Annotated in this window: 16 protein-coding genes and 1 riboswitch; of the genes, 6 read left to right on the forward strand and 10 right to left on the reverse strand. The window is 69.4% G+C overall.

The features are described 5' to 3' along the window. Positions 1-3: 3 nt before the first annotated feature. From ACGFJ2_RS01160 to ACGFJ2_RS01175, 4 genes are all read right to left on the reverse strand, one after another. Positions 4-732: a phosphoadenylyl-sulfate reductase gene (locus tag ACGFJ2_RS01160; protein ID WP_357941085.1), complete on the reverse strand. Its 729-nt coding sequence runs from the start codon at positions 730-732 to the stop codon at positions 4-6. After that, on the reverse strand, positions 729-899 hold the full coding sequence (locus ACGFJ2_RS01165) for an Insertion element protein (protein ID WP_357941086.1): 171 nt from the start codon (positions 897-899) through the stop codon (positions 729-731). The genes ACGFJ2_RS01160 and ACGFJ2_RS01165 overlap by 4 nt, the downstream gene beginning before the upstream one ends. After that, complete coding sequence (locus ACGFJ2_RS01170; RefSeq protein ID WP_357941087.1) at positions 896-2,569, reverse strand: nitrite/sulfite reductase; 1,674 nt, start codon at positions 2,567-2,569, stop codon at positions 896-898. Before ACGFJ2_RS01170 ends, ACGFJ2_RS01165 begins: the two co-directional genes overlap by 4 nt. 108 nt (positions 2,570-2,677) lie before the next feature. Further along, positions 2,678-2,761, reverse strand: coding sequence for a putative leader peptide (locus ACGFJ2_RS01175; RefSeq protein WP_311132608.1), 84 nt, complete (start codon positions 2,759-2,761; stop codon positions 2,678-2,680). A gap of 242 nt (positions 2,762-3,003) precedes the next feature. On the opposite strand from ACGFJ2_RS01175, the gene ACGFJ2_RS01180 reads away from it, so the two are divergent. From ACGFJ2_RS01180 to glyA, 5 genes are all read left to right on the forward strand, one after another. Beyond that, the gene (locus ACGFJ2_RS01180) at positions 3,004-3,780 is read left to right on the forward strand and encodes a TIGR03084 family metal-binding protein (RefSeq protein ID WP_358175978.1); all 777 of its coding nucleotides are present in this window, start codon (positions 3,004-3,006) and stop codon (positions 3,778-3,780) included. Positions 3,781-3,813: 33 nt separating this feature from the next. After that, positions 3,814-4,188: a YccF domain-containing protein gene (locus tag ACGFJ2_RS01185; RefSeq protein ID WP_357941088.1), complete on the forward strand. Its 375-nt coding sequence runs from the start codon at positions 3,814-3,816 to the stop codon at positions 4,186-4,188. A gap of 60 nt (positions 4,189-4,248) precedes the next feature. Next, positions 4,249-5,184 carry a YihY/virulence factor BrkB family protein gene (locus ACGFJ2_RS01190; RefSeq protein ID WP_357642581.1) on the forward strand — a complete coding sequence of 312 codons (936 nt, stop codon included), beginning with the start codon at positions 4,249-4,251 and terminating at the stop codon, positions 5,182-5,184. Between the two features lie 15 nt (positions 5,185-5,199). Then, complete coding sequence (locus tag ACGFJ2_RS01195; RefSeq protein WP_393463464.1) at positions 5,200-6,849, forward strand: serine/threonine-protein kinase; 1,650 nt, start codon at positions 5,200-5,202, stop codon at positions 6,847-6,849. Positions 6,850-6,894: 45 nt separating this feature from the next. Continuing rightward, positions 6,895-6,976: riboswitch (ZMP/ZTP riboswitch) on the forward strand. A 25-nt stretch (positions 6,977-7,001) separates the two neighbouring features. Further along, positions 7,002-8,255, forward strand: coding sequence for a serine hydroxymethyltransferase (glyA, locus tag ACGFJ2_RS01200; protein ID WP_393463466.1), 1,254 nt, complete (start codon positions 7,002-7,004; stop codon positions 8,253-8,255). Positions 8,256-8,341: 86 nt separating this feature from the next. On the opposite strand, the gene ACGFJ2_RS01205 is transcribed toward glyA, so the two are convergent. The 6 genes from ACGFJ2_RS01205 to ACGFJ2_RS01230 all read right to left on the reverse strand — a co-directional run bounded on the left by ACGFJ2_RS01205 (position 8,342) and on the right by ACGFJ2_RS01230 (position 13,745). Beyond that, a complete protein-coding gene (locus tag ACGFJ2_RS01205; RefSeq protein WP_393463468.1) occupies positions 8,342-9,505 on the reverse strand; it encodes a hypothetical protein in 1,164 nt (387 codons plus the stop codon). Continuing rightward, complete coding sequence (locus ACGFJ2_RS01210) at positions 9,502-10,506, reverse strand: serine hydrolase domain-containing protein (protein ID WP_393463470.1); 1,005 nt, start codon at positions 10,504-10,506, stop codon at positions 9,502-9,504. Before ACGFJ2_RS01210 ends, ACGFJ2_RS01205 begins: the two co-directional genes overlap by 4 nt. Continuing rightward, entirely contained in the window at positions 10,503-10,775 is a 273-nt protein-coding gene (locus tag ACGFJ2_RS01215) for an IclR family transcriptional regulator C-terminal domain-containing protein (protein WP_393463472.1), read from the reverse strand. The genes ACGFJ2_RS01210 and ACGFJ2_RS01215 overlap by 4 nt, the downstream gene beginning before the upstream one ends. Positions 10,776-11,033: 258 nt before the next feature. Beyond that, positions 11,034-12,335, reverse strand: coding sequence for a CHRD domain-containing protein (locus ACGFJ2_RS01220; RefSeq protein ID WP_393463474.1), 1,302 nt, complete (start codon positions 12,333-12,335; stop codon positions 11,034-11,036). Positions 12,336-12,504: 169 nt separating this feature from the next. Further along, positions 12,505-13,227 (reverse strand): zf-HC2 domain-containing protein, encoded by a 723-nt coding sequence (locus ACGFJ2_RS01225; RefSeq protein WP_357941096.1) that lies wholly within the window; start codon positions 13,225-13,227, stop codon positions 12,505-12,507. Beyond that, complete coding sequence (locus ACGFJ2_RS01230) at positions 13,224-13,745, reverse strand: sigma-70 family RNA polymerase sigma factor (RefSeq protein ID WP_393465268.1); 522 nt, start codon at positions 13,743-13,745, stop codon at positions 13,224-13,226. The genes ACGFJ2_RS01225 and ACGFJ2_RS01230 overlap by 4 nt, the downstream gene beginning before the upstream one ends. Before the next feature lie 323 nt (positions 13,746-14,068). Between ACGFJ2_RS01230 and rsgA the strand changes: the two genes are divergently transcribed. Further along, complete coding sequence (gene rsgA / locus ACGFJ2_RS01235) at positions 14,069-15,166, forward strand: ribosome small subunit-dependent GTPase A (protein WP_393463476.1); 1,098 nt, start codon at positions 14,069-14,071, stop codon at positions 15,164-15,166. Positions 15,167-15,175 lie beyond the last annotated feature (9 nt).

Consider the following 15,175-nt stretch of genomic DNA (forward strand, 5'->3'; position numbering starts at 1 on the left):
GGGTTACAGGTGAATGCCGCATTCGACCTTCCCCAGCCCCGCCCAGCGGCCGCTGCGCGGGTCCTCGCCCTCCGCGACCTGCCGGGTGCAGGGGGCGCAGCCGATCGAGGGGTAGTTGTCATAGTGCAACGGGTTGATCAGCACCCCGTTGTCGGCCATGTAGTTGTCGACCTCGTCCTGGGTCCACTTGGCGATCGGGTTGACCTTGACCATCTGCCGCTTGGCGTCCCACTCCACGACCTTGGTCTCGGCGCGGGTGCTCGCCTCGTCGCGGCGGATGCCCGAGATCCACGCCAGGTACGGTTCGAGCGCCCGGTTGAGGGGCTCCACCTTGCGCAGGTAGCAGCACAGGTCGGGATTGCGGCCGAACAGGCGCGGCCCGAGCTCGCGTTCCTGCTCCTCCACCGTGCGCGACGGCTGCACGTTGATCACATTGACGTCATAGACCTGCTGGACCGCGTCACGGGTGCCGATCGTCTCGGCGAAATGGAACCCGGTGTCGATGAACAACACGTCCACCCCGGGCTTGACCCGGCTGACCAGGTCGATGAGCAGCGCGTCGCTCATCGAGGAGGTCAGGCACAGCCGGTCGCCGAACGTCGCCGCCGCCCACCGGATGATCTCGCGGGCGGACGCGTCTTCCAGGAAGACCGCGGCGGACTCGACGATGTCCTGCAGGTCGAGCGCGCCGCGTTGCTCTCTTAAACCGACCTCGATGTCGACGAGTGTCATATCTTCACTCCGATTCCAAGAAACTTCAGCTTGAAGGCGCGGGCGCAGGACCGGCAGTACCAGCCGCCGTGCGCCGCGGAGTCGGGGGCTTCGGGGTCGCCCTCGTAGGGTTCGAGGTCCTCGTCGCCGCAGTAGGGGCAGTGGAAGGGGACGGCTCGCGTGGTCATCGCAGGTCCGCCTCGTCCGCTCGCTGCACCCAGTCGGCGAAGGCCTCGCCTTCCTTCTTCTGGGCGTCGTAGTGCTTCACGACCCGCTCGACGTAGTCGGGCAGGGCCTCGGCGGTGGTCTTGAGTCCGCGTACCTTCCTGCCGAAGCCGGGGTTGACGCCCATCGAGCCGCCCAGGTGGATCTGGTAGCCCTCCACCTGCTCCCCGTGCTCGTCCACGACGAGCTGGCCCTTGAGGCCGATGTCGGCCACCTGGATGCGCGCGCAGGAGTTGGGGCAGCCGTTGACGTTGATGGTGAGCGGCTCGGCGAAGTCGGGCAGGCGCCGCTCCAGCTCGTCGATGAGGTTGGCGGCGGTGGCCTTGGTCTCGACGATGGCCAGCTTGCAGTACTCGATGCCGGTGCAGGCCATCGTCTGGCGGCGGAACGTCGACGGGTTGACCTGGAGGTCGTTCGCCTCCAGCTCGGCGACCAGGGAGTCGACCTGGTCCGGCGCGACGTCGAGGATGACCATCTTCTGCTCGACCGTGGTGCGGACGCGGCCGGAGCCGTGCCGCTCGGCGAGGTCGGCGATCACGTGCAGCTTGTCGCCGTCGAGGCGGCCGACCTTGGGCGCGAAGCCCACGTAGAAGTTGCCGTCCTTCTGCGGGTAGACCCCGACGTGGTCGCGGCGGGAGCCACGGGGCGCCTGGGGCGCGGGCCCGTCGGGCAGCGCCTCCTTGAGGTATTCGGTCTCCAGGACTTCCCGGAACTTCTCCACGCCCCAGTCGTTGACCAGGAACTTGATCCGCGCGCGGTGCCGCAGCCGCCGATATCCGTAATCACGAAATATCCCGATCACTCCGGCCCAGACGTCGGCCACCTGCTCGGGCCGGACGAACACCCCGAGCCGCTTGGCGAACATCGGATTGGTGGACAGCCCCCCGCCGACCCACAGGTCGTAGCCCTTCTCCCCACTGGGCAGCTCGACACCCACGAACGCCACGTCGTTGATCTCGTGCACCGTGCAGTGCGACGGGCACCCGCTCAGCGCCGACTTGAACTTGCGCGGCAGGTTGGAGTAGGCCGGGTCGCCGATGAACCGTTCGTTCAGCACGTGGATCTCGTCGGTGGCGTCCAGCACCTCGTCGGTGTCGATCCCGGCCAGCGGGCAGCCCAGGATGACGCGCGGCGTGTCGCCACACGCCTCGGTGGTCGACAGCCCGACCGCTTCGAGCCGCGCCCAGATGTCGGGCACCGACTCGATCTCGATCCAGTGCAGCTGGACGTTCTGCCGGTCCGTCAGGTCGGCGGTGCCCCGGCCGTACTCGTTGGAGATCTCGGCGATGACCCGCAACTGCGGGATGCTCAGCTGACCGCCGTCGATCCGCACCCGCAGCATGAAGTAGCGGTCGTCCAGCTCCTCGGGCTCCAGGATCGCGGTCTTGCCGCCGTCGATCCCGGGCTTGCGCTGGGTGTAGAGGCCGTACCAACGCATCCGGCCGCGCAGGTCGGCCGGGTCGATCGAGTCGAAACCACGCTTGGAGTAGATGTCGATGATGCGCTGGCGGACGTTGAGGCCGTCGTCGTTCTTCTTGTTCTCTTCATTCTTGTTCAGCGGCTCCCGGTAACCGAGAGCCCACTGGCCTTCGCCGCGCGGGCGTTTGTGATGCCGGCTGGCAGGGGTGCTCATTGCGCGTCCTTCGGTTCATGGGCGCGCGCAGGCTTCCTCCCGCCTCATCATTGAGGGCAGGGGTGAAGGAGGAGATTTGCGACGCGCGCAACGGAGAAAACGGGTGGGTTAACGGGCGTCGCAACAGATGGCACTGCGGACACGCTGAAGATCGACGTGTCGTCGACCGACAAGCATGGGGTCCGCTGGCATAGTTCGAAGATACGCTAGGTATCCGGTATGTCCAAGACTGGGTCCAGACTGTGGACGCTCTTCACCCCTGACGGGGCCAGTCCAGGTCCGACTCGGCCGGCTCCTCGGCCTGCTGGTGCTGGCAATCGCACCAGGATCCGCCGCGACACTCCTCGTGGCGCTTCTCCTTGCACTTCTCGCAGATCACCCTTGCATTATTCCTCGTAGAACCTTGTTCGGTTAGGCTGGCGCCCGTGGACCTCATGGGCGAGTTGCTGAGCGACCTGCGTGCGGAGACCGCGTCACTCGACGGGCTGTTACGGCCCCTGGAGGCCGGAGACTGGGAGCTCGGCACACCCGCCGAGGGATGGGCGGTGCGCGACCAGGTGAGCCACCTGGCCTGGTTCGACGAGGCCGCGCGCACCGCCGTGACCGATCCCGACGTCTTCCGGGCGGCGGCGGCGCACTTCACCTCCACCGACGACCTGGCCGCGGAGTTCCGCGGGCTCGCCCCCGACGAACTGCTCGAATGGTTCCGTACGGCGCGCGCCCGCAGCATCAAGGCGTTCACCGGGCTGTCGGCCCGGGACCGGCTGCCCTGGTACGGCCCCGACATGTCGGCCGCGTCCTTCGTCACCGCCCGGCTGATGGAGACCTGGGCGCACGGCCAGGACGTCGCGGACGCGCTCGGCGTCACCAGGGAGCCCACCCCGAGGCTGCGGCACGTGGCGATGATCGGGTTCAGGGCCATGCCCTACGGTTTCGCCGTACGGAATCTGCCCCTTCCGGCGCGGCCGGTGCGCGTGGAGCTGACCATGCCCGACGGGACGCCATGGGCGGCGGGCCCCGAGGAGGCCGCCGACACGGTCCGCGGGCCGATGCTGGACTTCTGCCTGCTCGTCACCCAGCGCGTCCACCGCGACGACACCGACCTGGAGATCACCGGCGAGACCGCGCGCGCCTGGATGGAGATAGCGCAGGCGTTCGCCGGACCACCCGGTAAGGGTCGATCAGGGAAAGGCCAGGGGTATTCCCGATGATGTGAGAGGCAGCCCCGGTGACATGCTGTAAGCATGCGGACAATCCTGAACGTCATCTGGCTGATCTTCGCCGGTGTCTGGCTGGCCATCGGCTACGCGATCGCCGGCGTCATCTGCTGCGTCCTGATCGTCACGATCCCGTTCGGCATCGCCTCGTTCAGGATCGCGGCCTACGCGCTCTGGCCGTTCGGCCGGACCGTCGTGCGCGACCCCGACGCGGGGGCGCTCTCCACGATCGGCAACGTCATCTGGCTCGTCTTCGCGGGCATCTGGCTGGCGATCGGGCACGTGGTCACCTCGATCCCGCTGTTCCTGTCGGTCATCGGCATCCCGCTGGGCATCGCGAACCTCAAACTCATCCCGGTTTCCCTGCTCCCGCTGGGTGCGCGCATCGTCGACGTCGACTAGGGCAGTGCCCGGGGGACGTAAGCTGTCCCGAAGAGTCACTGCTAATAACCGTTGGGTGCCATGACGTCCACCGATGCGCCTAGCCGGTCGATGAGGAGGCGGCTCGCCTCCAACGCCCGTGCCAGGCTGAACTGGGTGCTCGACACGAATTCGTGGGCGACCGTCCGCGCGACCACGAACGCGGGAGTCACTTACCGCGTCACGGGCCTCGCGGGCGAGGCGGCCTTCTTCGCGCTGCTGTCCCTCCCGCCGTTCGTGCTGGGACTGATCGGGGTACTGGCCAAGCTCGGCACCTGGCTGGGGCCCCAGGTTGTCGTGCAGGTGAAGACCTGGGTGATCGACCAGGCCGGGCTGCTGTTCACCGACGACGCGGTGCACAAGGTGGTCAACCCGCTCATCACCGACGTCCTCAGCGACGACGCCAGCAAGGTGTCGATCATCTCGGTGGGCTTCCTGCTGTCGCTCTGGTCGGGCTCGCGGGCACTTTACGTCTACGTGGACCTCATCTCCGTCTCCTACGGGCTCGGCGAGGAACGCGGCATCATCAGGACCAGGCTGATGTCGTTCGGGCTCTACGTGATCGGGCTGGTCATCGGGATCATCGTGATGCCGGTGCTGGTCATCGGGCCGACGCTGCTCAAGGACGCGCTGCCGGGGGAGTACGGCGTCCTCGTCGACCTGCTGTACTGGCCGGTGGTGGTCATCGGCTCGGTGCTCTTCCTGACCGTGCTCTACCACGTGAGCGTGCCGGTCCGGACGAAGTGGTACCGGGAGCTGCCGGGGGCGATCCTGGCGCTGTTCCTGTGGATCGTTTGTGCCGCCGTGCTGCGGGCCGTGCTCGCGGCGTGGTTCTCGCCCGTGTCCGTCTACGGCTCGCTGGCCGCGCCCATCGCGCTGCTGCTCTGGCTCTACATCACCGCGCTCGCCGTGCTGATCGGAGCCATTCTGAACGCCGAGGTCGATCGGCTCTGGCCCGGCGCCAGTCGTACCAAATAGGGAATAATCCCCCCGGTGGACGCACAGCGGAGAGTCGGCCCCTACACGCTCGTCAAGAAGCTGGGCGAGGGTGGCATGGGGTTCGTCTACCTCGCGGAGGACCCCACCGGCAGGCGCGTCGCGCTGAAGATGATGCGGCCCGAGCTGGCCGCCCGTGAGGAGTTCAGGCGCCGGTTCGGCAAGGAAGCCGAGGCCGCCAGGCGGGTCGCCAGATTCTGCACCGCCCCCGTGCTCGACGCCGGGTTCGAGGGCGGGACCGCCTATCTGGTCACCGAATACGTCGAGGGCCCCGACCTGTCCGGCGTGGTCGTCCGGCAGGGGCCGCTGACCGGGTCGAACCTGGAGGCGCTGGCCGTCGGCGTGGCCACCGCGCTGGCCGCGATCCACCAGGCCGGGGTCGTGCACCGCGATCTGAAGCCGTCCAACGTGCTGCTCAGCGCGGTCGGGCCGCGGGTCATCGACTTCGGCATCGCCCAGCTCGCCGACGCCGGGGGAGCGCCCGTCACGATCGCCCAGAGCATGGGGACGCCCGCGTACATGTCGCCCGAGCAGGCCAAGGGCGAGCAGGTGACCTCGGCGAGCGACATCTTCTCGTGGGCCGCCTTGGTGGCGTACGCGGGCATCGGCCGGCCGCCGTTCGGGTCCGGCGGGGTGGCCGAGGTCGTCTACCGGGTGATCAACCACGCGCCGGTGCTCGACGGGCTGGACGAGCGGATCAGGCCGCTGGTCGAGCGGGCGCTGGACAAGGACCCTGTGCGGCGGCCGACCGCGCAGCAACTCCTGGACCGGCTGCTCGGCCGCACCGAGGTGCCGGTCGCCGCCGCCACCAGACTCGTCTCAGACACCTGGACCCCACTCGCCCCCACCCCACCTTCCGCCGCCCCACCTTTCGCCACTCCGTCGTCAGCCACTCCGTCGTCAGCCACCCCATCGTTGGCCAGCCCGTTCTCAGCCAGCCCGTCGTCAGCCACCACGCCCGGTGCCACGCGGCCCGACAGCCGGTTGGCAGGTCCGTCCGCTGGTCCGGCGGAAGGTCCGTCCGCTGGAGTGGTGGCAGGTTCGTCCCCGGGGTCGGTTGGCGGGCCGTCCACCGGAGCGCTGGGAGGCCCGCCCGCTGCGGCGGGTGAAGGGTCGTTCGGCGGGAGGCGGGCTGCCGGGCGGCGCCGTTGGCTGGGCCCGGTCGCCGCCGCCGCGCTCGCGGCCGTCCTCGGCGTGGGCGCCACGCTCGCCGTACTGCGCCCATGGCAGGAGCGCGTCGCCGAGCCGGGCACCCCCGCCGTCACCCGCACGCTCGACGCCCTGGACACCACCTTCCAGGTGCGGATCGACTCCCTCGTGCGGCAGGGCACCACGGCCCGCCTGCAGTGGACGGTCAAGAACGTCGGCAAGAACAACGCACCCCTGTACGACAAATTCGGCGCGAGCACCCTCGACAACACCGTGTCGAAGGTCAGCATCGTTCCTCCTGGCGTGGGCAAGCCGTTGTACCCGGCGAGGAAGGACAACGCCTGTCAGTGCGCCGACGTCCCCACGGCCTCGTTCGGGGGCGGTATGCAGCTTCAGCTCTGGGCGGTCTTCGAGGGCGTGCCCCAGGACGCGGAGCACGTGGACGTCAACCTCGGGCCGCTGGGAACGATCAAGAACGTGGCCCTCTCATCTGCCTGATCACCTGATCCGTGCCCGGTCCCCCCTGCCCGATCCGCTATCGTCTAGAACGTCGCGACTGGCGCGTTAGGTGGGGCGAACCACCAGGGAGCGGAAGGGCAGAAGGCCGTGCGCCTGGGTCTTCGCACATTGTCAACGATGACAGGAGAGTCATGAGTTCTCTCACAAGCGTAGACCCGCAGATCGCCGAGCTCATCAAGGCGGAGGAGCGCCGCCAGGCCGACACCGTCAAGCTCATCGCGTCGGAGAACTACGTGTCCAAGGCCGTTCTGGAGGCCACGGGCACCGTCCTGACCAACAAATACTCCGAGGGTTACCCCGGCAAGCGCTACTACGAGGGCCAGCAGGTCATCGACCAGGTCGAGACCCTGGCCAACGAGCGGGCCAAGGCGCTGTTCGGCGTCAACCACGCCAACGTCCAGCCCTACTCGGGCTCGCCCGCCAACCTGGCCATCTACATGGCCTTCCTGCAGCCGGGCGACACCGTGATGGGCATGGGCCTGCCGTTCGGCGGTCACCTCACGCACGGCTGGTCGGTCTCGGCCACCGGCAAGTGGTTCAACCCGGTCCGCTACGGCGTGCGCCAGGACACCGGCCGCATCGACCTCGACGAGGTCAGGGCGCTGGCGCTGGAGCACCGGCCGAAGCTGATCTTCTGCGGCGGCACGGCCATCCCGCGCACGATCGACTTCGAGGGCTTCGCCTCCATCGCCCGCGAGGTGGGCGCCGTACTCGCCGCCGACATCGCGCACATCGCCGGCCTCGTCGCGGGCGGCGCGCACCCGTCGCCGGTGGGCCACGCCGACGTGATCTCCACGACCACGCACAAGACGCTGCGCGGCCCGCGCGGCGCCATGCTCATGGCCACCACCGACGAGCACGCGACCGCGCTCAACAAGGCCGTCTTCCCCGGTCTGCAGGGTGGCCCGCACAACCACACCACCGCCGCCATCGCCGTGGCCCTGCACGAGGCGTCCACCGACGACTTCAAGGCATACGCGCACCAGGTGGTGACCAACGCGAAGGCGCTGGCCGAGGAGCTGTCGAGCCGCGGCTTCGACCTGGTCTCGGGCGGCACCGACAACCACCTCATCCTGCTCGACCTCACGCCCAAGGGCATCGGCGGCAAGCCGGCCGCCCAGGCGCTCGACCGCGCGGGCCTGGAGACCAACTACAACACGGTCCCCTTCGACACCCGCAAGCCGTTCGACCCGAGCGGCATCCGCATCGGCACCCCCTCTGTCACCTCCCGGGGGATGGGGCCGGAGGAGATGCGGCAGATCGGCGCGTGGATGGACGAGGTCGTCACCGCCCTGGCCAAGGGCGACGCCGAGCACGTCATCAGCCGGGTGCACCACGAGGTGAGTGAGCTGACCGCGCAGTTCCCCGCGCCTGGTCTCTCCTGATTTCCGTTTCGGCACAGCCGCCCGCCATACGTGGCTGTAGGTCTCCAGGAAAACGGCCGCTGAGCCCCGCACAGGGCTCGGCGCCGTTACGTGCGTGTCGTTGACCGGTGGCGCGGTTCGGTGGGCCGGAGGCGTCCCTCCCGGATGGTGGCCACCGGGAGGATGCGCTGGGTGGGCTCGCGGTGGGTTCCGCGAGAATCCACATAGACCCGCTCCGTCTCCCCGGTCAGCCGGAACTCCGTGGTCTCTGCGGTCGACCGGGGCGCCGTGGCCTCTCCGACCAGCCGGAATACCGTGGCGTGCCTTATCGTGCCGTCGTTCGCCAGCCATTCCGAGTCTGGCGAGTCCATGCGCAGGACGCGGCGGGGTGCGTCCGTCACCGCCGTGATCGCGTTCTCCAGCGGCAGGCCGCAGGCCAGCAGCTTGGTGATCGTGGTGGCCAGGTCGTGCACCGGGCCGCCGATGTTGCGTACGTGGATGTCGGTGCTGATCGAGTGCGGTGGGTAACCGGCGGCGAGCGCGCGTTCGGCGACGTCGAAGCTGAAGCTGGCCGCGCCATGCCCCACGTCCAGCAGCACGCCCCGGTCGAGCGCGCGGGCCAGCGCGGGGACAGGGGTGCCGTCGGGCCGCCACGGATGGCCGGTCTTGCCGTGGTAGCAGTGGGTGATCACGTCGCCCTCGTCCAGGAGGTCGAGCACGTCCTCGATCAGCGGCGGTGCCTCGCCGACGTGCACCAGCAGCGGCAGACCCGCCTGCCGGGCGACGAGCCGGCCGAGTTGGAGCGGCTGCAGCCCCATCGCGCCCACGACCGCGCCGCTGGAGCGGACCTTCACGCCGCAGACCAGGCCCCGGTGCCGTTCGATGGCAGCCAGTGTGGCGTCCACGTCGATGAAACTCGGGTCGGCCGTTTCGCGTAGATGAACGAGGCCGTATGAGCCGATGTTCACCCAGGCGCGTATTTCGGTCTCGGCGGCCGGAACGACATAGCGGGCCAGACCGTCGATCGTCGCCTGGCCCGCGCTGCCCGCGTCGGCGACCACGTGCACGCCCTGGTCCAGGCCGACCCCGTCCGGGGGCACGCTGATCACCGTCATCCCGTCGTAGACGTGGGCGTGCAGGTCCACCCAGCCGGGCCCGATCCAGAGATCCCCGGGCCGCTCCCGGGTCGGCTCCAGCACCAGCCCGCCGCCTCCCGGAACCAGCCGCACCACCGAAGCCGAACCGACCACCCGAAGCGCATCACCGATCACGCCAGGACCTCCGCGACAGCCGCATTGTGGAAGGCGCGGCGGATTCGGTTGATCGCGTCCGACCCCCGGCTGGGGTGCACCCGGTTGGTCAGCAGCACCACGAACACGTCCAGTTCCGGATCCACCCACAGGCTCGTCCCCGTGAACCCGGTGTGCCCATACGCCGCCGGGCTCAGCAGATCACCCCCGCTGCAGCCGGGCCGCGCCCACCCCTCCCAGGCCAGCGCCCTGCCTCCGGTCCGCGTCCGGGTCATCACCTCGAGCGTTCGGGCGCCCAAAAAGCCGCCGCCCCGGCACAGCGCCCGGCCCAGCCGCGCCAGGTCGTCCAGCGTGCCGAACAGCCCCGCGTGCCCGGCCACCCCGCCCAGCACCTCGGCGTTCTCGTCGTGCACGGTCCCCTGGACGATCCGGCCGCGCCACGGGCAGTCCTCCGTGGCGGCCGCGCGACCCCGGTCGGCCTCGGGCAGCAGGAAGCGGGTCTCGTCCATGCCGACGGGCCCGGTCACCCGCTCCCGTACCAGCTGGTCGAGCGGGGTCCGGGCGGCGCGTTCGGCGATCAGGCCGAGGATCATGAACCCCTGGGAGCTGTACTCGACCCCGGGCGAGGAGCGCAGCGGCAGCCGGGCCACCGCCGCGAGCAGTTCGTCGCGGGTCGGGTGGTCGCGGTAGAGCGGCTGTTGCCCGGGGATGCGCGAGGTGTGCGTCAGCAGCTCGAAGACGGTGATGCCGGACTTGTCGGTCGAGGCGTACTCCGGCAGGTGCAGCGCGATGGGATCGTCCAGGGTCAGCTCGCCCGACTCGACCAGCGCCATGACGGCCAGCCCGACGATCGGCTTGGTGAGTGAGGCCAGGTCCCACAGGGTGTCGTCGCTGACCGGGTCGCCGTTCCACGCCAGCGTGCCGAGCCGGCCGCGCGAAACCGGGCCGCTCGACCTGCCGTAGGCCCAGGCCGCGCCGGAGAACTCCCCGAGGGCTCGGGCCCGCGCGAGCACGTCCGTCATACGTTCCTCCCGATCGCCGCCGGCACGCGGGCGGCGGCGGCCACCACCAGCGGTCCCAGCAGCGGTATGTCGTCCTGACCCAGGCTGAGCGTGAGACCCGCGACGCTCACCGCGCCCACCGCCGTCCCACTCGCGTCGCGGACCAACGCCCCGACGCAGCGCACGTTCGCCTCATTCTGCTCCTTGTCGATCGCGTAGCCGCGTGAGCGTACCGCCTCCAGTTCCTGAAGCGGCAAAGCCGCCGCCGACCGGGGCTGAGGTCCGGGCATGAGGACGCCCCCCGTTCGGAGCTGCTCCGGGCGTGAGGGCGCCCCGCCGTTCGGACCTGCTCCGGGCATGAGGACGCCCCGCCGTACGGAGGGTTACGGCGGGGCGTCGGGTGCCTTCGGGGACGGGCCGGAGGTCCCCGGAGGCGGTGGCCGGTGGCGGGTGGCGCCGCTACCGGCCGGGGGCGGCCCTCGCGGGCGGGACCGAATCGCCCGCGCGGACCTGCTCTTCAGTTGGTCTTATGGACTTCCTTAGAGTGATCAGCCCAGGAAGAGGTAGTCGGCCTTGTAGTCGACCTGGGTCTGGGCGCCGACCGTGCAGGTGCCCGCGGGGGCCACGCCGCCCTCGGTGTTGAGGCGCAGGATCGTGGTGGCGTGGGCCAGCAGGCCGGTGTTCTTGCCGGACTGGGTGGCGTCCAGGACCAGCTCGGGGATGTTGCCGTCACCGTTGGGGGTCTTGGTGACGACCGCTCCGCGTACCGCGCTGCCGTCTGGAGCGACCCACTGCGGCGGTCCCGCGGCAGGGGTCACGAAGGAGTGGTCGATGCCGCGCCGCAGCTTGGCCGCCACGCCGTACTGGGTGAAGGCCGCTGCCGCGCCGGGCTGCTGGGTGCAGGCGTAGATCTGGGCGCCCTTCAGCACCTCGGCGGTGACCGCGCGGGGGTGGTCGAACGGGTCGCCGGACAGCTGGCCGCGCACCGCGCCGCCGTTGAACTCCGTGGTGTGCAGGTTGGTGTAGTACCGGCCGGGGTTGGCGGCGATGCGCTTGACGACCGGCGCGGCGACCTTGGCCTCACCCGCGACCCCCGTCAGGTTCGACGGCAGGCCCGCGGCGTCGGCGAACAGGTCGGCGACCACGTCGCCGTTCTTGCCGCTCGCGCCCTTGTGGACGTGCCCGTTGGTCACCGGGGCGAGCCCGGTCCAGAAGGCGGTGTAGCCGATGACCGAGCCGGCCGGACGCAGCCACCAGGTGGCCTGGCCGTCCTGGTCGCCGCGCTTCTTGCCGTCGTTCGCGGGCACTTCCTTGGTGCCGTCGGCGCGGGCGGAGAGCGTGGCCTGGTTGCTGCCCTGCAGGACGCCGTTGAGGTCGATCGGCTTGTTCAGCCGGTGGAACTGGCCGCGGACCGCGCCCTTGGGGTGGGCGGCGTCGTGCAGGTTGGCGTAGAAGCCGCCAGGGTCGTCGATCAGCGCCTTGACCAGCGCCGGGTCGGCGGTGACCGTGCCGGTCACGCCGAGCACGGACTTGGGCAGCGGCTTGGTGAAGAACTCGAGCTTGACGTCGCCGTTGGCGCCCTTGGCGGCCTGGTGGATGTGCCCGGCGGTAGGTGAGTCGATCTTGTTCCAGCGAGCCGCGAAGGTGACCTCGTTACCGCTGATCTTGATGACGACGGTCGACCGGCCATCGGCGTCACCCTTGACGCCCACCTCGTTGGCACCGCGCAGACCGGCGGCGAGATACACGTCGTCACCGGAGGCCGAGACAGTCGCCTGAGCAGCGGTGACCGGAGCGAGAAGGCCGGTGGCGAGCAGCGCCCCGGACAGGGCGAGCGTACGAATCGACATGATGAAACCTCTTCAAGGATTGTCATTGGGGTTGGTACGGCAAGCAGTACGCGACCCGGTCCGAAGAGGTTCAACCGCTGAATCCGTAAATTTACACATAGGGAAGTGCGCACAGAAAAGCCCTCCCACCTGCGGTGGAAGGGCTTCTGAGAGGTGAGTCCCGGGGAATTCAGGCTCTGACGGTAAGTAAAGTCTTACCAGTCGTGGTGACCACCTCGAAATGATCGATGTCCTCGAGCTTCCACGGGCTGCCGCCGTGCATGTAGAGCGGATCGGGCGACCCGGGCACGCCGTATCCGGCGGGTGGCACCGACCAGCCCGTCATGATCCGCTGCTTGCCCGTCTTGGACACCGAGATCAGCTCGCATTCGAGCGGGCCCTTGATGCCCGAGAGCTTGAGCGCGGCATGTGTGCCCCAGCCCTTGGACTCCAGCACCAGCCCGCCGGTCACGCCGTCGGCGCCGACGCCCTCGATGGGCTTGCCGTCGGCGTAGAACTGCTCGGCCGGACCCAGATGCTGCGTGGGATGGCCCGCCGCCACGGGCGGCGCCGCGTCACCGCCCCCGAGCTGGGTGCCGACCGCGAGCCCGCCGGCCACCAGCGTGACCGAGGCCGCCAGCCCGATCACGAATGTGCCCCGCCTCGACCGCCGGTCCTCCGCCTTCTTACGCCGGAGCAGGTCGATGACATCGGCCTGCCCGTAATCGGGAGGAGGGGGCTCTTCTCGCACCGGCCCGATCCCCGTCAGCACACTGGCCACTCCGGCCAGCTCTGACAGCTCCGCCCGACACGACGGGCAGAGGGAGAGGTGCGCTTCGAAGGCCAGCCTGTCGTCGTCGTCCAGCAGGCCGAGGGAGTAGGCGCCCACGTCCGTATGCTCGACTCTGTTCACGCCGTCACCCCTCTCTCCTGCAGTGCGACGCGCAACGCGCGGACCGCGTAGTAAACCCGGGACTTCACTGTGCCAACGGGGATGCCGAGCGCTATGGCAGCATCGTTGACCGACCGGTCTCGCAAGATCGTCTCGTTGAGGATCTCGCGGTGGGCCGGGGATAACGCCATCAGCGCCTCGGATACGACCACCTGGTGCAGCAGTCCCTCCATCTCGTCCGGCACGGGCATGCTCTCCAGCGGGCCGTCGCCTGATTCCGGCGGGCGGGCTTCCTTGCGCCGCCGGTCATCGATCACGATACGGCGTGCGACGGTGGCTAGCCAGGGCATGAGCGAAGCCGAATCCGGATCAAGCTGCTCGGAACTACGCCAGGCACGGATCATGGTCTCCTGCACGACGTCCTCGGCCCATTGCCGATCGCCCGCCGTCAGCCGGATCACGAAGGCCAGCAGCGGCCGGTGGTACTCCCGGTAGAGAGTGGAGACGACCACTTCGTCATCCGGACGTACTCGTCTCATCCGGTGGCGTGAGCGTGGCTTGCCCATGGGGGCGGCTCCCTCGGCCGAGGGCGGGGGACACGTGCTGACTCGCATCATTCCCCTTTCAAAGTGCAGTCGGCAGGAAGTACGGACAGATTCCCTGGTGCGGTTCAACAGATCGAGAAGAAAGTCGTTGCGAAGTCGCAGGAGGGATGCGTAGAGTCACTTCCCAGCTGCACCGAGAACTCGAGTGAGGAGGTGACGACCATGCGGGCTGTTCTGTTCGGCTTGCCGTTTGTCATCCTCCGGGGGCCCGCTTAGAGGTCACCCGGGTCCTTCTCGACCACAAAGGTGTCACTCCGTTGTTCTCCACGCTTTTCCCGCTCGGCTGGACCGAATCCCGCGCCGCCGAGCTACCACTACATACCGTGCCCGCCCGGGTGTCCCGGGTCGATCGCGGTGCGGCCGAAGTGATCGCCGCCGATGGGCAGCATCACGTCAAATACGGCGCGCGCGTCCGCAGGGCGTCCGCTGACGACCCGGTGGCGCTGCCCTGTGTCGGAGACTGGGTCGCGCTCAAGGAGCTCCCAGAGGGCCGCTACGAGCTCGACGCGGTCCTGCCGAGAAGCAGCGCCTTCGTCAGGGGCGGCGTCAGCCGCGACTCGCGCGGCGGCTTGTCGGGCGACGGCCAGGGCCAGGTGCTCGCGGCCAACATCGACATCGTCTTCGTCGCGGAGCCGTCCATGCAAGCCACGGACTTCGCCGACCTGGGCCGCATCGAACGGCTCGTCGCGCTGGCCTGGGAGTCGGGCGGCACGCCGGTCGTGCTCGTCACCAAGTCCGACCTGTTCGAACGCGGCCTCGACGACCTGCTCGCCGACGTACGCGTCGCCGCGCCGGGCGTCGACGTGCACGCCGTCTCCTCGGTGCTCGGCGACGGCGTCGAGCTCGTACGCGGCTATCTCGAAGGCTCGCGTACGGCCGTCGTGCTCGGCCCGTCGGGCGCCGGCAAGTCCACGCTCGTCAACGCCATGGCGGACGGCGAGGCGATGGAGACCCAGCAGGTGCGCGCCGCCGACGGCCGGGGCCGCCACACCACCGTGCACCGGGAGCTGATCCCGCTGCCCGGCGGCGGCCTCGTCATCGACACGCCGGGCATCCGCCGCGTCGGCCTCTACGAGATGAGCGAGGGTGTCGACCTCGTCTTCTCCGACATCGAGGAGCTGGCGGCCGGCTGCCGGTTCGACGACTGCGGCCACGAGAGCGAGCCCGGCTGCGCGGTGCTCGCCGCCCTGGAGTGCGGCGAACTCCCCGAGCGGCGGCTGATCAGCTGGCGCAAGCTCCAGCGCGAAGCCGCCTGGATGGCCTCGCGCACCGACGCGCGGCTCCGCAAGGAGCAGCAGAACAAGTGGAAGGTCATCCACAAGGAAATGCGGCGCACGGGCAGAAACCGCCCCTGACCGGGTAAC

This window comes from Nonomuraea sp. NPDC049028, assembly GCF_043197735.1.
Lineage (GTDB): Bacteria > Actinomycetota > Actinomycetes > Streptosporangiales > Streptosporangiaceae > Nonomuraea.